The sequence below is a fragment of the Diaphorobacter sp. B2A2W2 genome, assembly GCF_056730635.1.
The window spans coordinates 100,103-123,328 of record NZ_JBWZOR010000003.1 but is presented as its reverse complement, the minus strand read 5'-3'; the positions used below and the strand labels follow the sequence as shown (position 1 = coordinate 123,328).

At 69.2% G+C, this 23,226-nt stretch carries 24 protein-coding genes; 7 read left to right on the top strand and 17 right to left on the bottom strand.

The genetic code is table 11. The annotated features are described in order from the left end of the window. Nucleotides 1-20: 20 nt before the first annotated feature. Nucleotides 21-1,304, bottom strand: coding sequence for a class I SAM-dependent methyltransferase (locus AC1PPL_RS06665; RefSeq protein ID WP_312793421.1), 1,284 nt, complete (start codon nt 1,302-1,304; stop codon nt 21-23). A 287-nt stretch (nt 1,305-1,591) separates the two neighbouring features. Here AC1PPL_RS06665 and AC1PPL_RS06660 point away from each other — a divergent pair, with 287 nt between their 5' ends. Next, on the top strand, nt 1,592-1,762 hold the full coding sequence (locus tag AC1PPL_RS06660) for a hypothetical protein (protein ID WP_012655490.1): 171 nt from the start codon (nt 1,592-1,594) through the stop codon (nt 1,760-1,762). 115 nt (nt 1,763-1,877) lie between these two features. Further along, entirely contained in the window at nt 1,878-2,432 is a 555-nt protein-coding gene (locus tag AC1PPL_RS06655) for a hypothetical protein (protein WP_252101857.1), read from the top strand. 69 nt (nt 2,433-2,501) lie between these two features. Here AC1PPL_RS06655 and AC1PPL_RS06650 read toward each other — a convergent pair whose 3' ends face one another. Continuing rightward, entirely contained in the window at nt 2,502-3,173 is a 672-nt protein-coding gene (locus AC1PPL_RS06650) for a DNA-3-methyladenine glycosylase I (RefSeq protein WP_287803556.1), read from the bottom strand. A 74-nt stretch (nt 3,174-3,247) separates the two neighbouring features. On the opposite strand from AC1PPL_RS06650, the gene AC1PPL_RS06645 reads away from it, so the two are divergent. Continuing rightward, the gene (locus AC1PPL_RS06645; protein WP_103738180.1) at nt 3,248-4,393 is read left to right on the top strand and encodes an aminopeptidase; all 1,146 of its coding nucleotides are present in this window, start codon (nt 3,248-3,250) and stop codon (nt 4,391-4,393) included. A gap of 84 nt (nt 4,394-4,477) precedes the next feature. Here AC1PPL_RS06645 and AC1PPL_RS06640 read toward each other — a convergent pair whose 3' ends face one another. The 4 genes from AC1PPL_RS06640 to AC1PPL_RS06625 all read right to left on the bottom strand — a co-directional run bounded on the left by AC1PPL_RS06640 (nt 4,478) and on the right by AC1PPL_RS06625 (nt 8,499). Continuing rightward, nucleotides 4,478-4,735 carry an acyl-CoA-binding protein gene (locus AC1PPL_RS06640; RefSeq protein ID WP_088887754.1) on the bottom strand — a complete coding sequence of 86 codons (258 nt, stop codon included), beginning with the start codon at nt 4,733-4,735 and terminating at the stop codon, nt 4,478-4,480. An 84-nt stretch (nt 4,736-4,819) separates the two neighbouring features. After that, nucleotides 4,820-5,920: a M14 family metallopeptidase gene (locus tag AC1PPL_RS06635; protein ID WP_479972931.1), complete on the bottom strand. Its 1,101-nt coding sequence runs from the start codon at nt 5,918-5,920 to the stop codon at nt 4,820-4,822. Between the two features lie 100 nt (nt 5,921-6,020). Then, nucleotides 6,021-7,226: a M20 aminoacylase family protein gene (locus tag AC1PPL_RS06630; RefSeq protein WP_011803913.1), complete on the bottom strand. Its 1,206-nt coding sequence runs from the start codon at nt 7,224-7,226 to the stop codon at nt 6,021-6,023. Between the two features lie 124 nt (nt 7,227-7,350). Beyond that, nucleotides 7,351-8,499, bottom strand: a complete 1,149-nt coding sequence (locus AC1PPL_RS06625) for an ABC transporter substrate-binding protein (protein WP_220638430.1) — start codon at nt 8,497-8,499, stop codon at nt 7,351-7,353. A 121-nt stretch (nt 8,500-8,620) separates the two neighbouring features. Here AC1PPL_RS06625 and AC1PPL_RS06620 point away from each other — a divergent pair, with 121 nt between their 5' ends. Next, entirely contained in the window at nt 8,621-10,687 is a 2,067-nt protein-coding gene (locus tag AC1PPL_RS06620) for a molybdopterin-containing oxidoreductase family protein (RefSeq protein ID WP_312300597.1), read from the top strand. 64 nt (nt 10,688-10,751) lie between these two features. Here AC1PPL_RS06620 and AC1PPL_RS06615 read toward each other — a convergent pair whose 3' ends face one another. Continuing rightward, nucleotides 10,752-11,720, bottom strand: a complete 969-nt coding sequence (locus AC1PPL_RS06615) for a Bug family tripartite tricarboxylate transporter substrate binding protein (protein WP_479972930.1) — start codon at nt 11,718-11,720, stop codon at nt 10,752-10,754. A 75-nt stretch (nt 11,721-11,795) separates the two neighbouring features. Next, nucleotides 11,796-12,779: a fumarylacetoacetate hydrolase family protein gene (locus AC1PPL_RS06610; protein WP_011803909.1), complete on the bottom strand. Its 984-nt coding sequence runs from the start codon at nt 12,777-12,779 to the stop codon at nt 11,796-11,798. A 115-nt stretch (nt 12,780-12,894) separates the two neighbouring features. Between AC1PPL_RS06610 and AC1PPL_RS06605 the strand changes: the two genes are divergently transcribed. The 3 genes from AC1PPL_RS06605 (at nt 12,895) to AC1PPL_RS06595 (ending at nt 15,378) form a co-directional block, all read left to right on the top strand. Beyond that, nucleotides 12,895-13,683, top strand: coding sequence for an IclR family transcriptional regulator (locus tag AC1PPL_RS06605; protein ID WP_479972929.1), 789 nt, complete (start codon nt 12,895-12,897; stop codon nt 13,681-13,683). A 4-nt stretch (nt 13,684-13,687) separates the two neighbouring features. After that, nucleotides 13,688-14,911, top strand: coding sequence for a DUF3108 domain-containing protein (locus tag AC1PPL_RS06600; protein WP_479972928.1), 1,224 nt, complete (start codon nt 13,688-13,690; stop codon nt 14,909-14,911). A 176-nt stretch (nt 14,912-15,087) separates the two neighbouring features. After that, entirely contained in the window at nt 15,088-15,378 is a 291-nt protein-coding gene (locus AC1PPL_RS06595) for a BTH_I0359 family protein (RefSeq protein ID WP_012655478.1), read from the top strand. Between the two features lie 221 nt (nt 15,379-15,599). Here the strand turns inward: AC1PPL_RS06595 and AC1PPL_RS06590 are convergent, their stop codons facing one another. The 9 genes from AC1PPL_RS06590 to narH form a co-directional block, all read right to left on the bottom strand. After that, nucleotides 15,600-16,145 (bottom strand): hemerythrin domain-containing protein, encoded by a 546-nt coding sequence (locus tag AC1PPL_RS06590; protein ID WP_479972927.1) that lies wholly within the window; start codon nt 16,143-16,145, stop codon nt 15,600-15,602. 4 nt (nt 16,146-16,149) lie between these two features. After that, a complete protein-coding gene (locus tag AC1PPL_RS06585) occupies nt 16,150-16,575 on the bottom strand; it encodes a ribonucleotide reductase subunit alpha (RefSeq protein WP_479972926.1) in 426 nt (141 codons plus the stop codon). Beyond that, nucleotides 16,576-17,238 (bottom strand): nitroreductase family protein, encoded by a 663-nt coding sequence (locus AC1PPL_RS06580; protein WP_479972925.1) that lies wholly within the window; start codon nt 17,236-17,238, stop codon nt 16,576-16,578. Between the two features lie 5 nt (nt 17,239-17,243). Then, nucleotides 17,244-18,578: an NnrS family protein gene (locus AC1PPL_RS06575; RefSeq protein WP_479972924.1), complete on the bottom strand. Its 1,335-nt coding sequence runs from the start codon at nt 18,576-18,578 to the stop codon at nt 17,244-17,246. Between the two features lie 35 nt (nt 18,579-18,613). Then, on the bottom strand, nt 18,614-19,291 hold the full coding sequence (locus AC1PPL_RS06570; RefSeq protein ID WP_011803901.1) for a carbonic anhydrase: 678 nt from the start codon (nt 19,289-19,291) through the stop codon (nt 18,614-18,616). Between the two features lie 21 nt (nt 19,292-19,312). Continuing rightward, nucleotides 19,313-20,149: a peptidylprolyl isomerase gene (locus tag AC1PPL_RS06565; RefSeq protein WP_172205677.1), complete on the bottom strand. Its 837-nt coding sequence runs from the start codon at nt 20,147-20,149 to the stop codon at nt 19,313-19,315. A gap of 91 nt (nt 20,150-20,240) precedes the next feature. Continuing rightward, a complete protein-coding gene (gene narI, locus AC1PPL_RS06560; RefSeq protein WP_012655473.1) occupies nt 20,241-20,975 on the bottom strand; it encodes a respiratory nitrate reductase subunit gamma in 735 nt (244 codons plus the stop codon). Then, complete coding sequence (gene narJ / locus AC1PPL_RS06555; protein ID WP_479972923.1) at nt 20,972-21,670, bottom strand: nitrate reductase molybdenum cofactor assembly chaperone; 699 nt, start codon at nt 21,668-21,670, stop codon at nt 20,972-20,974. Before narJ ends, narI begins: the two co-directional genes overlap by 4 nt. A gap of 19 nt (nt 21,671-21,689) precedes the next feature. Next, entirely contained in the window at nt 21,690-23,213 is a 1,524-nt protein-coding gene (gene narH / locus AC1PPL_RS06550; RefSeq protein WP_012655471.1) for a nitrate reductase subunit beta, read from the bottom strand. Nucleotides 23,214-23,226 lie beyond the last annotated feature (13 nt).

The window sequence follows — 23,226 nt, the reverse complement described above, 5'->3', positions numbered from 1 at the left end:
CGAAGTTCCAGGACAAAGGATCAGTGGGTGGCCGCAGGGCCTTCGTACATGTAGGCGCGGCTGAAAGGATAGTCGGACTGCGCACCCTTGAGCACGCCATCTTCCACGTGGCCCGTGGGCCGCACGGCCAGCATCTGGTGCAGCGCGGTCCAGCCGCGCTCGAAGGCCAGGGCGCAGCCCGCCAGGTACAGCCGGTAGGCGCGCAGCGCCTTCTCGCCGCGTTCCTTGCCGTGCTGCGCGACCAGCACGCTGCGCGCCTCGTCCTGACGGGCCTCCAGCGCATCCGACCAGGCCCACAGCGTGCGGGCGTAGTGCGGACGCAGGTTCTCGGTGTCCACCATCTCCAGCCCGGCCCGTGCCATGTCGTGCAGCACCGTGCTCACATGCAGAAGTTCGCCGCCGGGGAAGATGTAGCGCTCGATGAAATCGCCCAAGCCGGCGCCCAGCCGGGGGTTGTCCAGCCCGCCCGACGTGATGCCGTGGTTGAGCAGCAGGCCGCCCGGGCGCAGCAGACGGTGCACGGTGGCGAAGTACCGCTCCATCTGCGAACGGCCCACATGTTCGAACATGCCGACCGAGGCAATCTTGTCGAACGGCTGCTCCACCTGCAGTTCACGGTAATCCAGCAACTGCATGCGCACCCGACCCTGCAGGCCGCGCTCCTCGATGAGCCGCTGCACATGCGCATGCTGGTTGCGCGACAGCGTGATGCCCGTGGCGTCCACACCATACTCCTGCGCTGCCCACAGCAGCAGCCCGCCCCAGCCGGCGCCAATGTCCAGGAAGCGGTCGCCGGGACGCAGCAGGAGCTTGCGGCAGATGTGGTCCAGCTTGGCCTCCTGTGCCTGTGCCAAGCTCATGTCAGGCGTGCGGTAATAGGCGCAGGAATAGACGCGCCGCGGGTCCAGCCAAAGGGCGTAGAAGTCGTCGGACAGGTCGTAGTGAAACTGGATATTGCGTGCGTCATGGGACAGGGTGTGCGCCGCCATCGAACGCGCACGCAGCAACACGCGCTGCCACCCAGTCGCCGCTCCCTCGTGCGTGGGGTTCAGCTTGAGCAGCGCCGCGGCCGCCGTCATCAACTGGCGCATGCTGCCTTCCAACGCCACGCGGCCTTCGACGATGGCCGCGCCCACGTTGCCGATCTCACCCATGGCCAGGGCCACCACGGCCATGCGGTCGCGAAAACGCAACCGCAGGTCGGCATTGGCGTCACCCAGGCGCGCGCCGTCGGGTAGTTCGACAGCCACCCCTACAGGGGAAAGCGCCAAGCTGGCCTCCAGGGAGTGGAGCAGATGCTTCATGGCATGTCCCTCGGTCTCCTTGACAGCTTTCCATTCTTGAGGGGGTGGGCAACCCCGTCAATGGGCATCCGCCGACATGCCCGCAAGGCGCCGTCTGACAGGCACCGTGCGCGCTCCGCCGGCAATACTGCAGTCGGATTGCCGCGGATCCCCGACAGGCAGGCGCCAACAGCTCCTTTATTGATAGCGAACCGTGCGCCACGCCTGGCACACCCCTAGGCCTTGGAAGGGCGCTCGCGGCTATGGCCTAATAGGGAGTTTTCACCGTTTTCATTTCAGGAGCCATCATGGGCAACAAAATCGTCACCGAAGCCGACCGCAAGCGCACTCCCCGTCCCACCCCCATGCCCGGCATGGCAGTGACCACCCACGGCCGCGGCCAGCGCGTGAGCCTGGAGCGCGGCGTGGCCACGCGCAGCAAGAAAAACCCCGGCAAGCGCAGCAACAAGGGCGGCTGATCGCCCCTTTTTGCCCGGCTTAGCCTGCAAGCCCTCTTCGGAGGGCTTTTTCATGGGCGGCGCTGCACGCCGCCCGTGCCGCACAATCGCCGTATTCCCGCTACCGGAAGGCCCCATGCCCCAGACGCCCGCGCCACTGTCTCCCGAAGATGCCGCTGCGCTGTACCAGGCCCTGCGCGCCGAGGGCATGGCCGACGCCCTCACCACGCTGCACATCGGTGGCGCGCACACGCGGCTGCTGAGCGGCGCCGCAGACGCGCCCGCGCTGCTGCGCACGCTGGACATCGGTGCGCGCGTGACGGCCACCACCTGCTTTGCCCACCAGCCGCCCACGGAGGCCGAGATGGAGCACGCGATCATGCTGGTGGAAGATGCGGTGATGCCGGTGCGCGACCTGCTGGCGCCCGGCTCCACGCTCTACACAGCCGACGGCGGCATACGCCAGATCGCGCTGGCTGCGGGCCTGCCGGCGCAGCCGGAGTTGCGCCTGCCGCTGGAAGCGGTGGAGCACACCTTCAACCGCCTGGCCGCCCTCAGCCTGGGGCGCCCTGCCACGCAGGACACCCTTGCGCAGGACAACGCCTTCGCGGCCACGCTGCTGATCCTGCGCGAGTGCCTGCACCATCTGGGGTTCGACCACATCGTGGTCCGGTCCGACGCGGTGGTCTAGGGCCTGTTCACACTATTTTCGCCAGTGCGAATAGCGTGAGCAGGCCTTAAGCCGGCTTTGGGGCGCGCATCAGCCCGCCGCGGGGGGTGTGAACGCGGCGCGCGCGGCCTCTGCCGCAGCGCGTGCGCCGCAGCCCTCCAGGTGGTCGTTGACCAGCCCCATGGCCTGCATGAAGGCATACATGGTGGTCGGACCCACGAAGCTGAACCCACGCTTCTTCAAATCCTTGGACAGCGCCACCGACGCCGCCGAGGTGGTCATCGCACGCACCGCAGGCAGCGTCATGCGCTCGGGCCGCTGCTGCGCGGCCAGGGGCGCATAACGCCACACATAGTGCGCCAGCGACCCGAACTCGCGGCGCAGCTCCAGCACGCGGCGCGCATTGTTGATGGCCGACTCGATCTTGCCGCGGTGGCGCACGATACCGGCGTTGCCCATCAGCTGGTCCACCTCGGCAGCGCCGAAGTCCGCCAGCGGCTCGGCCTCGAACTGCGCCAGCGCCGCGCGGAAGGCCTCGCGCTTGTTCAGGATGGTGAGCCACGACAAGCCGGCCTGGAACCCCTCCAGGCAGAGCTTCTCGAACAGGCGGCGCTCGTCCGTCACCGGGAAGCCCCATTCGTGGTCGTGGTAGTGCCGGTATAGTGGGCTGGCGCGGCACCAGAAGCAGCGCGCATGGCCGCCCTCGTCGGTGAACAGGCCACTGGCTTCGTCTGGGGAGGAGGGTTCGGTGGTTTCGAGCATGGGGGCATTGTGGGGGTTGGGTCGCATGGCGCAAGAACGTCTTGCTATGCTTGGCCGCACCCGCCTCCGCCACCATGAGCACATCCACCCCATCGCCTCGGCGCCCGTGGCCGCTGCTGGCAGCCGCGCTGCTGCTAGGCGGCTGCGCCCAGTCGGGCGGCACGTTGGGCTACTACTGGCAGTCCCTGCGCGGGCACCTGGAGATCATGAACGCCGCACGCCCGGTGCAGGAGTGGATCACCCACCCTGACACCTCCGCGCCGCTGCGCGAGCGGCTGCAGCTGGCCCAGCGCGCCCGGGCGTTCGCGGTGGACGAGCTGGCCCTGCCCGACAATGCCAGCTACCGCCGCTATGCGCGCCTGGACCGCACGGCTGCCGTGTGGAACGTGGTGGCGGCGGGCCCTTATTCGCTCACGCTGCACCGCTGGTGCTTTCCGATCACCGGCTGCATCGGCTACCGCGGCTACTTCGACGAGCCCGGCGCACGGGCCGAGGCCGCGCGCCTGGCGGCCACCGGACTGGAGGTCAGCGTGTACGGCGTACCCGCGTATTCCACGCTGGGCTACAGCAACTGGATGGGAGGCGACCCGCTGCTGTCCACCTTCATCGGCTGGCCCGAGGGCGACTTCGTGCGGCTGCTGCTGCACGAATTGGCGCACCAGGTGGCGTATGCCGAGGGCGATACCGCGTTCAACGAATCCTACGCCACGGCAGTGGAGCGGCTGGGCGTGCAGCGCTGGCTGCAGCAGCACGCCACCCCGGCCACCCGCGCCCAGTTCGCGGCCAGCGAGGAGCGCCGCGCGCAATGGCGCGCGCTGACCCAGGCAACGCGCCAGCGGCTGGCCGAGATTTATGCATCAAATGGGGCTGTAGCGCCCGACCATCAAGCGCTATCAGCTATGAAAAAAGAAGCAATGCAGGACTTCCGCGCGGCCTATGCCACGCTGCGCGCGCGCTGGCTGGCCGCACACGTCCCCGAGGCACAGCTGGCGACGCTGGACCGTTGGGTGCGCGATGCCAACAACGCCAGCTTCGCCGCGCAGGCGGCTTATGACGAAGGGGTGCCCGCGTTCATGGCGCTGTTCGAGCGCGAGGGGCGCGACTGGCCGCGCTTTCATGCAGCCGTGCGGGCGCTGGCCCAGGCGCCGCAGGCCGAGCGCACCGCCGCGCTGCAGGCGCTGGCGCCACAGCCGCCCCGGGTGGCCCACGGCGGAGGCTGACGTCGCGTTTCCCGCCCCCGCGTGCCTGCTGCGGCTTCGCGGCCTGGGGGACGGTTGGCCCGCACGCTGGCGGGCCCACAGCGCTCAGCCGCGCAGGGATTCGATCAAGTCGATGTACTGCTGCTTGGCCTCGTCGCTGGACGTGCCCTTGAGCTTTTCCCAAGCGTCCCACTTGGCGCGCCCCACGATGTCAGAGAAGCTCGGCTTCTTCTCGGCGTTGTCGCCGGCGGTGGCCTGCTTGTACAACGCATAGATCTTCAGCAGCGTCGGGTTGTCGGGGCGCTCGCTGAGGTTCTTGGAATTGGCCACGGCGGCCTCGAAGGTGGCGTTCAGATCGGACATGGAGTGTCTCCGGTTCAGGGTTGGTATCGCCGCACAGTGTAGTCAAAACACGAACGACCGTTCTTTTTTAAAGCCTCCCCAGGATCACGCCATGCACAGCCCATCCACGGCCTGGAACAGCACCTGCCGCGCCTGGCTGATCACCTGGCCCTTCCAGGCGTCGGTGTCGGTGTAGAAGGCCTCGCGCATCTGGGCATGGACCCGCGCAGCCAGGGCGGGCGATGCCTCGGGATGCCGGTGCAGCCAATGGTCCGCCCGCAGCGCCTGCAGCACGGCGGGCGCGGGCTGCGTGCCGAACTCCAGCGTGAGGGCAGTGACTTCCGCCTGCGGGCACTCTTCATAGGCGCTGTGGCACATCAGCCCCGTGAGCGGCGCGGAGGTGGAGGAGCCGTCTTCGGTGGACGTGACTGGCGTGGCGCCACCCCCGTCCCACCAGCGGCGCGCACGCGCCAGGGCCTGCGCCTCGTCGCGCCCCGCATGGATGCGCTCGCCATGGCCGCTCGGCCCCAGGCCCGTGTGCAGGTCCACCCAGGCGATGCGTTCGGCGCGCGCGCCCTCGCGACGCAGCACGGCGCGCAACGTGCAGTTGCTCCAGGTGGGCGCCGTGCCGCCGAAGTACAGGCCGTCGGGGTGCTGGTACTGCCCGCGGGTGATCGCCGCCTGCAGCGCCTGCAAGCCGTGCGCATTCAGCAGACCGAGCAAGGCCTGCGTATTGGCCTCGCTGGGCGGCCATTCGGGCGGCAACAACACGGGGTGCAGCGCACTGTAGGCGGGGTTGGCCGGCAACGGCTGGCTGAAGTCCACGAAGTTGCGATTCAGGTCCACGTTTTCGTGCGTCACGCGGCGCAGGTGGGCGAAGCCGTACGGGTTGAGCGCATGCAGGTAGAGCACGGCCACACGCTGCGCCCGTGCCTTGGCGCGCCACTCGTCATCCTGCAGTGCGAACACCTGCACGCCGCTGCCGCACAGGCCCTCCACGCCGTGGCAGCCGCTGCTCACGATGAGCAGGCGGTGCGCGTCAAGCGGCCCCTCCCGCACCACGTCCAGCGCCAGCGTCTCGTCGTTGGGGCCGCACAGCGGATGCACCTGCGGCTGCAGCGCCAGACCGGCCACCGCCGCGGCGCCAACAAATTGGGCCCGCGCCTGTGCGTAACTTGCGGCGAACGCCTGCGGGATACCGATCATCGAAACCCCCTTTGGACATGTAAAAAAGGCCCCACCGCGCAACGGTGGAGCCTGGGCATGTCAGCCGTGTGAATGCCGCCTCACGGGGACCCGGAGCCTCTCAGGCCGTGGGCTGTGCCAGCCATTGGCGCGCCAGTTCCACCCAATAGGTGCCGCCCAGCGGAATCAGCGCATCGTTGAAGTCGTAGCTGGGGTTGTGCAGCGTGCAGGGACCGCCGCCGTGCCCCATGGCGCGGTGGTCGCCGTCGCCGTTGGCGATGAACACGTAGGCGCCCGGCTTGGCCTGCAGCATGAAGGAAAAATCCTCCGCGCCGCCGGTGGGCTCCTGCGCCAGCACCTTGTCTTCACCCACGATGCCCACCATCACCTGGCGCGCGAACTCGGCCTCGGCCGGCGAGTTGATGGTGGGCGGGTAGTTACGCACGAACTCGAACTCACAACGCGCCTCGAACGCGGCGCAGGTGTGCTCGGCCACCTGCCGCATGCGGCGCTCGATCATGTCCAGCAGCTCGGTGGAGAAGGTGCGCACCGTGCCCTGCAGCTCGCAGCTGTCGGGCACTACGTTGGTGGCCTCGCCGGCGTGGATCATCGTCACCGAGATCACGCCCGCCTCGATGGGCTTCTTGTTGCGGCTGATGATGTTCTGAAACGCCTGCACCATCTGGCAGGCCACGGGCACGGGGTCGATGCCCATGTGCGGCATGGCGCCGTGGCTGCCCTTGCCGCGGATGGTGATCTTGAACTCATTGCTTGACGCCATCACCGGGCCGGGGCTCACGGCAAAGCTGCCGGCCGGCATGCCCGGCCAGTTGTGCATGCCGAACACCGCCTGCATGGGGAACTGCTCAAACAGGCCGTCCTTGATCATCTCGCGCGCGCCGCCGCCGCCCTCTTCCGCCGGCTGGAAGATCAAATACACGGTGCCGTCGAAGTCGCGGTGCTTGGAGAAATACTGCGCCGCCGCCAACAGCATGGCCGTGTGGCCGTCGTGGCCGCAGGCGTGCATCCGGCCCTGGTGCTTGCTCGCATGGGCGAAGGTGTTGAACTCCTGCATGGGCAGGGCGTCGATGTCTGCGCGCAGGCCCACGGCGCGGCCGCAGGCACCGCCGTCACGGCCGTGCACGATGCCCACCACACCGGTGGTGCCCAGGCCGCGGTGGATGGGGATGCCCCATTCGGTGAGCTTGGCCGCGATCACGTCGGCCGTGCGTACCTCCTGAAAGCACAGTTCGGGATGGGCATGGATGTCGCGCCGCACCTCGGCGATGGCGGCCGCTTCGCGGGCGATGGAGTCGATGATGTTCATGGGGATCGGGCCTGTCGTCCTGGGAATGCCACAGTCTAGCCGTGCTCCCCGATCCGCGCCGAAGCGGGCCCGAAGCCCCTGCGACCCGCCGATGGCGCCGGCGGGCGAGGCGGGCGCGGCGCGCTCAGGTGCGCACGCGGCCGTCGCCGGTGAGCATGGACATCTCCACGAAGCGCGAGCCCTCATGGTCGGACGGGCTGAAGTTGACCGTAAAGCCGCCCACCGAACCGCGCAGGGATTCCAGCCCCGCCACCAGGCTCTCGCGCGTGAGCTTGCCGCTGGCGTGCGCCTGCGCGTTGCGCAGCCCCTCGATGAAGACGCGCGCGGCCAGGTAGCCCTCCATGCTGGAGTAGTTGGCCTGCACGTTGCCGCCCTTCTTGATGGCCTCTTGGAATTCACGCGTGATCTGGCGCGACTGTTGGTAGGGCGAAGGCACCACCTGCGACACCACCACGCCCGCGCCGTTGGCGCCCAGCGCATCCGCCAGCGCCTGCGTGCCCACGAAGGACACGTTGTAGAACTTGCCGCCGTATCCCGCCTTGCGCGCGGCCAGCACGAACGCCGCACTGGCGGCATAGGCACCGATTTGCACGATGGCCACGGGCTGCGCCGCCACCAGCGGCGCCACGGCAGCCGTCACGTTGGCGGAGTTGCGCGCCACCGTGCCGGTCGCCACGGGCGCCAGCTTGCGCGTGGCCAGTGCGCGGGTCACGGCGTCCAGGCCAGCCTTGCCATAGGCGTCGTCCTGGTAGAAGACGCCGATGCGGTCCAGCCCCAGGTTGGTGAGCTGGCGCACGATGAGTTCGGCCTCGTCCGCGTAGGAGGCGCGCACGTGGAAGGCCAGGCGGTTGAACGGCTGGCGCAGGGATTCCGCGCCCGTGACGGGCGCGAAGAATGGCACCTTGGCCTGCGTGAACAGTGGTTGCGCGGCCAGGCTGGTGGGCGTGCCCACGTAGCCAAAGAGGGCCAGCACGTCCTCATTGATCAAGCGGCGCGTGTTCTCGGCGCAGCGGTCGGGCTCGTAGCCGTCGTCCAGCGAGCGCAGCTCGATGGTGCGCCGCCCGATGCCGCCCTGGGCATTGACCTGGTCGAACGCCAGCTTGGCACCCGCCTGGAACTGCAGGCCCAATTGGCTGGCAGGCCCGGTCAGGGCCGCGGATTGGCCCAGCACAATGCGCGTGTCGCTCTGCGCGCGCGCCAGGGATGCGCCGGTCAGCAGGGCCGCGCCCATCCCTGCCGAGAATTGCCGACGGCTCAACCGCGTTGAATGCATAGAAAACCCTCAGAGTAAACCATTATTGAAATAAATAAGGCACTGCGTTAAACGGAGTGCCCGACGCGAAGTTTACCGAAGCCCGTTTTCCCCGGTCCACCCCTCACCAAAGTCCCCACACATGCTCCCGACTCCCGTCCCCGACGCTTCGGCCACCCACCAGGTGCGCGGCGCCTGCCCCCACGACTGCCCCGATACCTGCGCCCTGCTCACCACCGTGGAGAACGGCCGCGCCGTGCGCGTACAGGGCAACCCGGCGCATGCGCAAACCGGCGGCGTGCTGTGCGCCAAGGTGTCGAAGTACGCCGAGCGCACCCACCATGCCGAGCGCATCCTCACGCCACTCAAACGTACGGGCCCCAAGGGCAGCGGGCAGTTCACCCCGGTGAGCTGGGACGAAGCGCTGGGGGACATCGCGGCGCGCCTGGCGCACATCGCCGCGCGCGACCCGCAGGCCATCCAGCCTTACAGCTACGCGGGCACCATGGGACTGGTGCAGGGCGAGAGCATGGACCGGCGCTTCTTCCACCGCCTGGGCGCGTCGCTGCTGGCGCGCACCATCTGCGCCACGGCCGGCGGCGAAGGCCTGGTGCACACGCTGGGTGCCAAGGTGGGAATGAAGGTGGAGTTCTTCGCCGAGGCCCAGCTCATCCTGATCTGGGGCAGCAACTCCATCGGCAGCAACCTGCATTTCTGGCGCATCGCGCAGCAGGCCAAGCGCGACGGCGCGCGCCTGGTCTGCATCGACCCGCGCAAGAGCGAGACGGCCGAGAAATGCCATGAGCACCTGCAGCTGCGCCCGGGGACCGACGCCGCGCTGGCCCTGGCGCTGATGCACGAACTGATCGTGCACGACTGGCTGGACCATGACTACCTCGCCCGGCACACGCTGGGCTGGGAGCAACTGCGCGAGCGCGCCCTGCAGTGGCCGCCCGAGCGCGCGGCCGAGGTCTGCGGCCTGCCCGTGGAGCAGATCCGCCGGCTGGCGCACGACTACGGCACCACGCGGCCCGCCGCCATCCGCCTGAACTACGGCGTGCAGCGCGCGCACGGCGGCGCCAACGCGGTGCGCGCCATCGCCAGCCTGCCGGCACTCACGGGCGCATGGCGCCACCGCGCGGGGGGCGTGCTGCTGTCCAGCTCCGGCAGCTTCCCCGTGGACCGGGCCGCGCTGCAGCGCCCCGACCTGCTGGCGGGCCGCAGTCCGCGCACCATCAACATGGTGACCATCGGCGACGACCTGCTGCGCGACGCCTCGCCCAGCTTCGGACCGAAGATCGAGGCGCTGGTGGTCTACAACAGCAACCCCGTGGCCGTGGCGCCCGACTCCCGCCAAGTGGTGCGCGGCTTTGCGCGCGAGGACCTGTTCACCGTCGTGCTGGAGCACTTCCAGACCGACACGGCCGACTACGCCGACTACATCCTGCCCGCGACCACGCAGCTGGAGCACTGGGACGTGCACCTGGCCTACGGCCACACCGACGTGCTGCTCAACCGGCCCGCGATTGCGCCCCAGGGCCAGGCGCGCAGCAATGCGCAGATCTTCCGCGACCTGGCCGCACGCATGGGCTTCACCGAACCCTGCTTTGCCGACAGCGACGAGGCACTGTGCCGCCAGGCCTATGGCGACCAGGTGGACTTCGATCTGCTGCTGGAACAGGGCTTCGCGCCCCTGTCCGTGCCCGATGCGCCATTCGCCGACGGCGGCTTTCCCACGCCCTCGGGCCAATGCGAGTTTTACAGCCAGCGGCTGGCCGACCAGGGGCTGGATCCGCTGCCGGGCTACGTGCCCAACCACGAGGGCGCGGGCACCTCGGCCGACTACCCGCTGGCCATGATCTCGCCGCCGGCGCGCAACTTCCTCAACTCCACCTTCGTGAACCTGCAGAGCCTGCGCGACATCGAAGGCCGCCCGCTGCTGGAGATCCACCCCGAAGATGCCGCGGCGCGCGGCATTGCCGACGGCGCCCTGGTGCGCGTGTTCAACGACCGCGGCAGCTACGCCTGCCACGCCGCGCTCAACGGGCGCGCCCGTCCCGGTGTGGTGAACGGCCTGGGCGTGTGGTGGCGCAAGCTGGGCCACAACGGCACCAACGTGAACGAACTGACCAGCCAGGCCCTGACCGACCTGGGCGCGGGGCCCACGTTCTACGACTGCCGGGTGCAGGTGGAGCCGCTGGCCTCTTAACTATCAAAAAGTGAGCTGATAGCGCTTGACTGTCAAGCGCTACAGCCACTTTTGGCACCAAACCTCAATCCAGCTTCACGCCCGTGGCGGCAATGACCGGCCCCCAGCGCCGCGCCTCGGCGCGGGCCAGCGCGTGGAACTGCTCGGGCGTGGCGGCCAGCGGTTCCATGCCAAAGGCCCGCATGCGCTCCACCACCTCGGGCGCGGCCAACGCCTGGTTCAGCGCGGCATTCAGCCGTGCGGTGATGGCCGTCGGCAGCCCGGCCGGGCCCAGCAGGCCCTGAAACGCATAGACCTCGGCATCGGCCACGCCCACCTCTGCCAGCGTGGGCACGTGCGGCAGCGCGGCCGCACGCCGGGCGGCGCCGATGGCCAGCGCACGCACCTTGCCCGACTGGATCACCGGCAGGCCGGCCGCAAGGTCCAGGAACATGCAGGGCACCTGGCCACCCACCACGTCCTGCACCGCCGGGGCCGCGCCGCGGTAGGGAATGTGCGTAAGGAACGTCTGCGTGCGGTGCTTGAACAACTCCATCGCCAGGTGGTGCGGCGAGCCGTTGCCGGGCGAGGCGTAGTTCACCTGGCCGGGGTGGGCCTTCACATAGGCCAGGAAGTCCTGGAAGGTCTGCGCCGCGAACGCCGGATTCACCACCAGCACCAGAGGAAAGCGCGACAGCCCGCCGATGTACGTGAAGTCCTTGTCCGGGTGGAAGGGCAGCCGGCGGTACAGGTGCTCGTTGTAGGCCAGCAGCGCGTTGTCCGCCGACATGACGGTGTAGCCGTCCGGCTTGGCGGTGGCGACGATCTGGCTGCCGATGTTGGTGGACGCGCCAGGCCGGTTGTCCACCACGATCTGCTGGCCCAGCCCGCCGCGCATGGCCTCGGCCACGGTGCGCGCCAGCACGTCGGTGCCGCCGCCCGCCGGGTAGGGCACCACCCAGCGGATGGGTTGGCTGGGATAGCCCGTGTCGGCGCGTGTCCACGGCGCCGCCGCCGTGGCGGCACAGGCCGCCAGGAAGGTTCTGCGTTCCATCGGTTGTCTCCTTGCTCTTTTATTAATAGCTGCTCGCGCCTGATGGACGGGCGCTACGGCCCCAATGACCTCAAACTACTGCGGCGCGGCAATGGTCTGGTCAATGGCGCCGAACAGGCTCTGGCCGGCCTTGTTCTTCATCTCGATGCGGATGGTGTCGCCATAGCGCATGAACTCGGTGCTGGGCTGGCCGTCCTGGATGGTCTCGATGCAGCGCTTTTCGGCAATGCAGCTGTAGCCCTTGGCCCAGTCCTTGTTGCTCACCGTGCCGCTGCCCACGATGGAGCCGGCGCGCACATTGCGTGTCTTGGCGATGTGCGCGATGAGCTGGCCGAAGTGGAAGGTCATCTCCGGCCCCGCGTCGCACATGCCCACCTTGCGGCCGTTCCAGGTGGACTGCAGCGTGAGGTGCACGCGCCCGCCCTGCCAGGCGTCGCCCAGCTCGTCCAGCGTCACCGCCACGGGGCTGAAGGCGGTCGCCGGCTTGGACTGGAAGAAACCGAAGCCCTTGGCCAGCTCCGCCGGGATCAGGTTGCGCAGGCTGACGTCGTTGGCCAGCATCACCAGGCGGATGCCGTCCAGGGCCTGCTCCGGGCTGGCGCCCATCTTCACGTCGCCGGTGACGACGGCGATCTCCGCCTCGAAGTCGATGCCCATGGCCTCGCTGGGCACCACCACGTCGTCGCAGGGGCCGATGAAGTCGTCGCTGCCGCCCTGGTACATGAGCGGATCGGTGTAGAAGCTGGCTGGCACCTCGGCATTGCGCGCCTTGCGCACCAGCTCCACGTGGTTGATGTAGGCCGAGCCGTCCGCCCACTGGTAGGCGCGCGGCAGCGGCGCCATGCACTGCTGCGGATCGAAGGGGAACGGATGGCGCGCGCGGCCGGCATTGAGCTGGTCGTACAGGTCCTGCAACTGGGGCGCCATGAAGTTCCAGTCGTCCAGCACCTGCTGCAGGCGGCTGGCAATGCCGGTCGCATAATGGGCCGTGCCCAGATCGCGCGACACCACGACAAGCTGGCCGTCGCGCGATCCGTCTTTGTAGGTAGCAAGTTTCATGGGCCTGGGTCTCCGGGTGAATGCATCGCCTGCGCCGCGCGAGCCCTCTCGCCTGGCACAAATTTCGATCCAGTGAATTGATTTAACTAAACAAAACTCCAAAATTCTAGTGCAGATGGACAAGGAACGCGTCGGCATTCAGTCGGTGGAGGTCGGGTTCGCGCTGCTGGACGCGCTGTCGCGCGCCCGCGGGCCGCTGATGCTCAAGGACCTGGCGCAGGAGGCCGGCATGAGCGCGGCCAAGGCCCACCGCTACCTGGTGAGCTTTCAGCGCCTGGGCCTGGTGGTGCAGGACGCCCGCAACGCCCGTTACGACCTGGGCCCTGCGGCACTCAAGTTAGGGCTTGCTTCGCTCACACGCCTCGATGCCATGCGGCTGGCGCGCGAGCGCATGGCGCCACTCATGGATGCGCTGGGCCACACACTGGCGCTGGCCGTCTGGGGCAACCATGGACCGACCATCGTGCACTGGGAGGAGGCACCACGCGCGCTCACGGCCAACCTGCGCCTGGGCGACGTGATGCCGCTGCTCAGCTCCGCCACGGGCCGCTGCTTTGCCGCTTACCTGCCACGCGAGAAGACCGCCGCGCTGATAGCCGAGGAGTTGGCCCTGGCCACCCGCCAGGGCCGCGCCGACCTGCCGCACGACGAGGCCGGCGTGCAGGCACTGCTGCGCGAAGTGCGCGAGCGCCGCTGCGCGCGGGTGCTGGACACGCTGCTGCCGGGCATCCACGCTTTCTGCGCACCCGTGTTCGACGCCGGCGGCCACCTGGCTCTGGCCATCACCACGCTGGGCCCCGCCGCTACGTTCGATGCCGCCTGGGGCGGTGCGATAGAGGCCCCGCTGCGCGCCGCGGCCGAGCAGCTCTCGCGCGACCTGGGTCACGCCGCCACACCCGGCTGAACGCATGCCGCGCCGCGCCCTGCTGCTGCTGACCGCCGTGGTACTGGCCCTGCACTGGCTGGTACTGGTCGGGTTGCCGCTGGGCGGCACGGACCAGGGCGCTCCGCAGCGGCTGGCCTTCCATACGCGGATGGTGGAGCCCCCGCCTCCACCGCCGCCTCCCCCGGAACCCCAGGCCGCGCCAGTGCCGCCGCCGGCCCCCAAGCCGCGCCCCCGTCCCGTGCGCAAGCCACCGCCGCCGCCCGTGGAGGCACCGCCCCCCACGCGGCACGCCGAGCCCGTACCTGTCATGGAAGCGCCTGCGCAAGCCGCACCCTCGCCCGCGGAGCCCCCTGCCGAGGTGCCGGCCGATTCCTCCACCCCAAACCCCGAAGTGTCGGCGGACGCCGCGGCGCCCCAGGCACCCTCCGCCCCCCTCTCCCCGGCCAGCGATCCGGCCATGCCCGCAATGGCCGAAGCCTCCAGCGCGTCCGCGCCAGCCGCCGCATCGCAGCCGGCGCAGGAAGCGCCCGCGTTGACCGCGGGCGTGGAAATCCTGCCCCCTGGCGCCGCGGGTGCCGTGGCCGGCACCGAACCGCCCCCGGTACGCCTGCCGCCCTCGGCGCGGCTGGCGTTCGACGTGACGGGCGAGGTGAAGAAGTTCCACTACAACGCCAGCGCCGAACTGCTGTGGCGCCAGGACGGTACGCAGTACGAGGCGCGCCAGCAGATCAAGGCCTTCCTGCTGGGAGCGCGCTCGCAAAGCAGCGTGGGCCAAATCACGCCGCAAGGACTGCGCCCCACGCGCTTCGGCGACAAGACGCGCAGCGAGCGCGCAGCGCATTTCGACTTCGAGCGCGGCGAGGTGATCTTCAGCGCCAACGCCCCGCGCGCGGCCATCGGCAGCGGCGCCCAGGACCGGCTGAGCGTGTTCATCCAGCTGGGCGCCCTGCTGGCCGCCGCTCCCGAACGCTATCCCCCCGGCACCCGGATCACGCTGACCACCGTGGGTGCGCGCAGCGCCGAGCGCTGGACCTTCACCGTGGAAGGGCCGCAAACGCTGGAGCTGCCCGCCGGCAGCACGCCCGCGCTCAAGCTGCAGCGCCTGCCCCGCCCCGACCAGCGCTACGACCAGAAGGCCGAACTCTGGCTGGGCACGGACATGGGCTATCTGCCGGTGCGCATCCGCCTCACGCAGGCCAACGGCGACTTCGCCGACCTGTCCCTGAGCCATCACGACACGCCCTGATGCCGGCATTTGCCGCGGGCGGCGGGCGCGTCCCGGCGTGGGACAAGGCCGCGACCGCGCACGAAGGCCGCCACGGCCCCTTTTCCGTGGAATACTGGTCACAGCAGCGGGGCGCGGGGGCTTGAACTCTGCCGATCCGCTGCAATCTGACAGGCATACCGATAGGGGGACACGCCATGAATATGCTCTACGACTCCGACTCCTTTGTGGTGGTCCACATGCTGGCAGACGCAACCCCCGACAGCGCCAGCGAAGCCGCCACGCCCGCCGTTCCACAACTGGTGCGCCACGGCTTCGAGATCGTGGACAAGCGCTCCGGCAAGGAGGTGTACCTGGATGGCTCCTGGGCCGAGATGTTCCAGCAGCAGATCCTGGCCTGGCAGCGCAACACGCCCACCCAGGAAGAGGTGGAGGACACGCTGGATGGCTACGTCGGGCTCGCGCAGAACCCGGTGATCGTGCACTGACGCGGCACCAGAGTTTCGGGGGCCAGGCCCCCGTTGCGGTCCGCCCCCGGCGGGTCGCCGCCCCGTGAGGGGCACAGCGCGCCGTGGCCTTGGCCACGGCGCCTTCTTTTGGGGGGGCCGCCCGCTGACGAACAGCGGCGCGCAGCCGCCCGTCAGATTCAGATGAAAAATGGCTCTATCGCTTATCCATCAAGCGGTAGAAGCTCATATTTCAATAGCAATCAACGCACGCCGCGGCGACGCGCCATCTCCTGCCCCATGGACTGCTGTGCGGGGTCGTCCAGCAGCGCGCGCGCGGCGGGATAGATGCGGTCGTCTTCATGGCGCAGGTGATCGTCGTAGCACTGCGCAAACCGGTCCAAGGCCGTCTCGTGCTGCGGCGTGAACGCCTGCACGGCCCCGTCGGCCAGCGCCTGCAACCCCACGCGCGCCGCAGCCCAGCGTTCGGCCATCAGCACATGGTCCCGCTGCAGCTGGCGCACCAGGTCCGTCAGCGCGTCGTCGCCACCGGCCAGCAGGGGCGGGAAGACGTGGAGTTCCTCGTCCTCGTGGTGCAGCGGGGCGGCGATGTCGAAATAGCGCAGCACATCGCACGCCGCCTGGCGGGCGGAGTCATCGCAGGCGTGCGTCTTGAGGTAGTCGCGCAGGCGCTGCAGCAGGTCCAGCGAGCGGCGGACGCGGTCATGGCAGGCGCCCAGCATCTCGAACGGCTCGTCAAAGCCCGCGCCTGGCGTGTGCAGACCGGGCAGGGACACACGGCTGGCCATGGCGTCAGCCCAGCCGCACGGGCTGGCCGTCGCGGTTGAAGGGCAGATAGGCGCTGAAAGCGCCCGTTTTCACGGCCTCCACCATGCGGCGCAGCACCTTGTCGGCGTCGTCGTCGGACGGCGCCTGCGCCGCCGTGCCCGACAGCGCCGCGGTGAACACCAGGCGCCAGGGCTGGCCCGGCTGCTCGAACTGCTGCGACTCGCGCACCAGCGCGTCAAACGACTCCAACTCCTCGGGCAGCTTGTCCACGCACATCAGCGGCACCAGCACCCCGCCCTCGCCCTGCGTGAAGCGCTCGCGCTGCTCCGGCGTGGCCTCGTCGGGCAGCTCTGCACCGGCAAACACGAACAGCAGGCGCTGGCGCTCGCGGTGGCTGCGCGCGGCGCGCAGCAGGTCGTCAAAACTGTTGATCTCGGTTTTCACTTGCATTCATTCCCCTTGTTGCGGCCAAGGCTGCACGCCCCGGCCGGGCACCAGCGTGCCCACATACTGCGCCGGCACGGGCCGCGCGCGCACGGGCTTGCGCGACACGACCGTTCCCACGCTCACGAAACACAGCGCGCGCTCGCCTTCGCTCAGCGCGAACAGCCCGCGCAGCGCCTGCGACTGCAGCGCCTTGCCGCTGGTGAGCGCGGAGCCAAAACCCAGCGCGGTCGCCATGAGCAGCAGGTTCTGCACCGCGCAACCCGCGGACACCAGCCGCTCACTGGGTGCGATCTCAGGATCGCCCCCGCATTCGTCCACCACCACCAGCAGCAACACGGGCGCGCGCAGGGCCTTCTCGCGCGCCTGCTCCTGCTGCTCGGGCGTGGCCTGCGCGTCGCGCTCGCGCAGCGCATCGGCAAACGCCTGGCCCAGCGCCGCGCGGGCCGCGTCGGGCACCACAACAAAACGCCAGGGCAGCAGACAGCCATGGTCCGGCGCATGCGCGGCCGCGGCCAAAATGGCCTGCAGCTGCGCGGCGTCCGGCCCCGGCGCGCCCAGCCGCTTGGGCAGGATGGTCTGGCGCGCCTGCAGCAGCGCGGCGGCCAGTTCCGCCGTGGCGGCTGCATTGTTCAAGGCCTGTGGAGGCACCGGTCTCTCCTGTTCCATGGCATTCACCCCGGCCGGCCATCGGCGCGCAGCCGGCCATACCAGCCGATGAGGCGCAGGCCCCATACCGCCATGATGCCAGCCCACAGCAGGGCCGCGACGGCCAACAGCACGGGCGACCAGGGCAATGGCGCGCTCGCCGCCAGCCGCACCACGGTCGCCAGTTGCAGCACCCAGAACAGCGTCCAGACCAGGCGGTCCGCCACCAGCGCGCGGCCGCCATGGCCACAGGACACGCGCGTGACCATGGCGAGCATGAGCGAGCCCAGGCACCCCATGGTGAGCGCATGCAGCGCGCCCAGTTCCCCGGCAGCGCTGCCGTAGAGACCCTGCACCCCGTGCGCCAGGCCGTGGCCCACGAAGGCCAGCCCCAGCCAGATGAAGCCGATGTGCAGCATGGCCAGCAGGCGCTGCGCCAAGCTCTGCAGCAGGCCCCAGCGGTAGGCCAGCCACAGCAGCACGGCCCCCACCGACAACTCCAGCGCGCCACGCACCAGCAGCCCGCCCGTGTCGAGCGCGGGCGCCCAGCCAAGCCACGGCAGCCAGACGGCGAGCGCCTCGGCCACCACCGCGGCAAGCATCAGCCACAGGACCCAGAAAGGGCGCCATGCCTGCACCATGGGCAGCACGGCCGAGGTGAAGAAAGGAATCATGCGGTGGGCCACCACCACGAAGACCGCGGCCACGAACCCCCACAGCCCGGTCAGCACCCAGGCACGCGCCAGGTCGCCACGGCCGCCGGCCAGGCTCAGCCCCAGCGCCGCGATGCACACGCAGCCCACCAGGCAGGCCGCGGCAATGGCGCGCGCATGCAAACGGTCCTGCAGCGTGCTGCGCTGGACCAGGCGGATGAAAAGCACTGTAATCCACCCCAACCCGAGGAATGCGGCAGCGCAGCCGGCGAGCGCAACCAATAGCCCCCAAGAACCGCCGGCGAGCCACACCAGCCAGCCGCCGGCCTGCAGCAGCAGGGGCGGCATGACGCGGGAAACCGGCCAGGGCTCGACATGCAGCCACTTGGGTCCCGCGGTGAAAAGAAAGCCGGCGAAAAACAGCGGCATGAAGCCAAACGTCATCACCGCCGCGTGCACCAGCGACGGCGCCACACCGTATGGCAATGCCAGCGCCCCGCTCACGCGGTCGATCTGCACCAGAGCCCACCACAGGCCCGAGGCCATGAGCAGCAGCATCGCCAGGACGAACCCCAGCCGGTGCGGCGCCAGCATGAGGTAGCGCGGCCGCCAGCGCCGGTCCAGCCGCGCCAGCGCCTCGGCTGAGGGCCGGCCCGGCGAGGCGGGCTCGCTGCGCAGGGGCACGGTGCGGCGCCGCGCTTCAGTCATGGGCGTGGGCCTCGCCCATGTGGCCAGCGTGCACCTCAGTCCACCAGCACTTGCCCATCATGTTCCACATACGGCGCATACGGGCCCGTGCCGCTGCTCTTGGCCTTGGACGCCGCCACGAAGCCGCCGGTGGCCACGTCGAACACGTGGACCTCGCCCTCCTCGATCACGTAGTGCCAGCCATGCAGCGCAATGCTGCCGTCCTCAACGCGGCGGCGCACCATGGGGTACTCCATGAGGCGTTCCAGTTGCAGCACCACGGCGCGCTGCTCGGTGCGGCGCAGGGCTTCGGGGCCGGGCTGCACGGGCAGCGCGGCCTCGCGGCCCAGGTCCAGCCAGCGCTGCAGGTTGCGCGCCTCGGGCGAGACCTCGCCATACAGCGCCTTGATGGCGCCGCAGTGGCTGTGGCCGCACACGACGATGCGGCTCACATGCAGTTCGAGCACCGCGAACTCGATGGCGGCGGCCGTGCCGTGGTGGCCGTAGGAGCCGTCGTAGGGCGGCACGAAGGCCCCCACGTTGCGCACCAGGAACAGCTCGCCCGGTCCTGCCCCCGTCAGCAGGTAGGGCAGCAGACGGGAATCCGAGCACCCGATGAACAGGGTCGTCGGGTGTTGCCCCTCGTCCACGAGCGTCTGGAATTGCTCGCGGTATTGGGGGAAGGCATCCAGATGGAAGCGGCGCAGCCGTTGCAGCAGCTCGTCGTCAGGCATGGGTGTCTCCCCTGCCTGGCGCTACTGCACCAGCGGCGTATCGGCCGCATCGAGGTGCACGCCCTCGACCTCGGCCTCGCCCGCCAGCAGCTGCAGGTACTGGCGCAATGCGTTGACCCAGGCCTGCTGGCGCAGCATGAGCGCCACGCTGGCGCGCACCTGCTCGAAGGGCAGCTCCTGGCCCGGCTGGCGCTCGCACACCTCGACCACGTGCAGGCCGAAGCGGCTGTGCACCAGGCGCGAGAGCACGCCCACTTCCTGCGTGCCGAACACCTCGCGCGCGAACTCGGGCGCGCAGTCCTCGGCCGACAGCCAGCCCAGATCGCCGCCCTCCTGCCCGCTGGGGCAGTTGGACCACTGGCCCGCCGCGGCGGCAAAGCGCGCGCCGTCATCGTCCGCGCAACGCAGGTCCAGCAACACGCCTTCGGCGCGCTGGCGCAGCAGCTTCACATCCACCCCCGGGGTGACCGCGAACAGCACGTGGCGCATCCGCACGCGCTCGCCCTGCCCGCCCAGCGTCGGGTGGGCGGCGTGGTAGCGGCGGCAGGCCTCTTCGGAGGGCTCGGGCACTTGCAGGGCCTGGTCGAGCAGGCGCTCGATGGCCTGCGATGCCTCGGCGCTGGTGGCGCCGTCCAGGCCCGGCGCGTCGTCTTGCGACAACAGCCCCTCGCGCTGCGCCTGCTGGCGCAGCAGCTCGGTGCAGGCGCGCTGGCGCAGTGCATCGGGCGGCAGGATCTCGCCGTCGGCGTGCAAAGGCACGCCATTGATGCGGGCCACCGGGGCGGCGTCTTCCTGTGGGAGGTTGTCGGTGCTGCCGGCGCAGCCGCAGCCGCCCGATCCGCAGGTGGTGTTGCTCATGGGGTTCTCCTGGAGGCTGGGAGGCCGAAAGCCGATTTCAAGCGAAATTGGCCTCCAGCCCGCTACCAGCAAGCGCTGGCAGCTATTTACTTCATAGCGCGTTGCGATTGCCCGGCTGGTTGTGGCCTGCGGGCAGGTTCATGCGGCGGGCGCGCACCAGTTGGTACGGGCGCGTGATGTAGGCCAGTGTGCCAAACCCGCTCCACACGTGCACCAGGCGGGTGAACGGGAAGATCAGGAACACGGTCATGCCCAGGAACATGTGCGCCTTGAATACCCAACCGGCATTGGCCAACAGTTCCACGGCGCCGCCGCGGAAGGTGACGATGCGTTGCGCCCATTCGGCCAGCAACATCATCATCGAGCCGTCCAGGTGCTGCGCCGACAGCGGAATGGTCGCCAGGCCCAGGGCCAACTGCACCCACAGCACCCACAGCAGCAGGATGTCGCTGGTCTTGGAGGTGGCGCGGATACGCGCATCCGTCAGGCGGCGGTGCAGCAGCAGCGTCACCCCGATGAAGCCCAGGGTGCCGGCGACGCCGCCCACAACCATGGCCATGATCTGCTTGGCGCCTGCGCTCATGAAGGGCTCGTACAGCGCGTGCGGCGTGAGCATGCCCACGAAGTGGCCGAAGAACAGGACCAGCACGCCCACGTGGAACAGGTTGCTGCCCCAGCGCAGGCTGCCGCGGCGCAGCAGCTGCGAGGAGTCGCTCTTCCATGTGTACTGGTCGCGGTCGAAGCGCGCCCAGCTGCCGATGAAGAAAACGGCCAGACAGATGTAGGGGTACAGGCCGAACAAGAGGTTGTCGATCCAGGCGGTCATACCGAGGCTCCTTGGGACGAGTTGGTGCGTGCGTTGCGCACGAAATGCAGGGGTTGGGGCCGGTCCGGGCGGTTCTGGCCGCGGGTGGCGCAGCCGTCGAATGCCTCGGGCTCAGCCCAGGCGTCGTCCAGGCCCGGCTCGGGCGCGATGGCGACGGCCTGCACGCGCTGGCCGGCGACTTCGAGCACCGCCGCGATCACGCAGGCGTAGGGGTTGCCCTTGCTGGTCAGCGCGGTGAACAGCGCATTGAGGATGTGCGCCATCTCGCCGAGGAATTCGCGCGCCACGGCCGGCGGCTGGGTGGAGGCGAACTCCAGCACCACCGCCAGATGGTCGGGCAGTTCCTGCGCGTCGAACTGCAGGCCGGCCTTCTCGTAGGTCTGCATCAGGTCGATGAGCGCGGGGCCGCGCTCGCGCGAGTCGCCGTGCACGTGCTCGAACAGGTGCAGCGAAGTCTGCCGGCCGCGGTCGAAGGTGTCGACGTAGCGCGCCTCGGCCTCGTAGGGCTCCATGGCACACAGTTGGCGGCACAGGGCTTCGATCTCCTGCATGCGCGCCTCGGGCAGGGCGCGCTCCAGCCGCAACGCGTCCAGCAGCGCCGGCGCGTTCGCACGCAGCGCGGCATCGGGATAGCCCAGCAGGTGCGCCAGCGCACGCAGCGTCAGGCGCAGGGATTCAGGCGTTTTCTGGAACATGGCAATTCTTCCTTTCGCCTCAGACCGTGGCCTTGATGGGGATGGTGCGTCGCTTCTTGCCACCGAACATGCTCACGTCCGTGGAGCCGTCGGAGCAGCCATTGCCGAACGAGAAGCCGCAGCCGCCGCGCAGGTCGAATGCGTTCTCGGCGTACTCGCGGTGCGCCGAGGGGATGACGAAGCGGTCTTCGTAATTGGCGATCGCCATGACCTGGTACATGTCTTCCACTTCATGCACCGTGAGCCCCACCTGCTGCAGCACGGCCAGGTTCTGCTGACGGTCCACATGCATGCCGCGCTGGTAGGCGCGCATGGCCAGCATGCGCTCCAGCGCCCGCACCACGGGGCCGGTGTCGCCGGCGGTGAGCAGGTTGGCCAGGTACTGCACGGGGATGCGCAGCTGCGACACGTCGGGAATCTCGCCATTCACGCCCAGGTGGCCGGCGTTGGCCGCCGAGGTGATCGGCGACAGCGGCGGCACATACCACACCATGGGCAGTGTGCGGTACTCGGGGTGCAGCGGCAGTGCGATCTTCCAGTCCACAGCCATCTTGTAGACGGGGCTGTTCTTGGCGGCTTCCAGCCAGGCGTCGGAGATGCCGTCGGCTTTGGCCTGGCGGATCACGTCCGGGTCGTTGGGGTCCAGGAAGATGTCCAGCTGCGCCTCGTACAGGTCGCGGTCGCGCTCCACGCTGGCGGCTTCCTGGATGCGGTCGGCGTCATACAGCAGCACACCCAGGTAGCGGATGCGGCCCACGCAGGTCTCGGAGCACACCGTGGGCTGGCCCGCCTCGATGCGCGGGTAGCAGAAGATGCACTTCTCGGCCTTGCCGGTCTGCCAGTTGTAGTAGATCTTCTTGTAGGGGCAGCCCGAGACGCACATGCGCCAGCCGCGGCACTTGTCCTGGTCGATCAGCACGATGCCGTCTTCCTCGCGCTTGTAGATCGAGCCCGAGGGGCACGATGCCACGCACGCCGGGTTCAGGCAGTGCTCGCACAGGCGCGGCAGGTACATCATGAAGGTGTTCTCGAACTGGCCGTACATGTCCTTCTGGACCTGCTCGAAGTTCACGTCGGCGCTGCGCTTGGAGAACTCGCCGCCCAGGATTTCCTCCCAGTTCGGGCCCCATTCGATCTTTTCCATGCGCTGGCCCGTGATCAGGCTGCGCGGGCGCGCCGTGGGCGCGGCCTTCATCTCGGGCGCCGACTGCAGGTGGTCGTAGTCGAAGGTGAAGGGCTCGTAGTAGTCGTCGATCTGCGGCAGGTTAGGGTTGGCGAAGATACGCATGAGCAGCTTCCACTTGCCGCCCTGGCGGGGGGCGATGGAGCCGTCCGGGTTGCGCACCCAGCCGCCGTTCCACTTGTCCTGGTTTTCCCATTCCTTGGGGTAGCCGATGCCGGGTTTGGTCTCGACGTTGTTGAACCAGGCGTATTCCACGCCGGGACGGCTGGTCCAGACGTTCTTGCAGGTGACGGAACAGGTGTGGCAACCAATGCACTTGTCCAGGTTCAGCACCATGCCGATTTGTGCGCGAATTTTCATCGTGTCTCTCCTT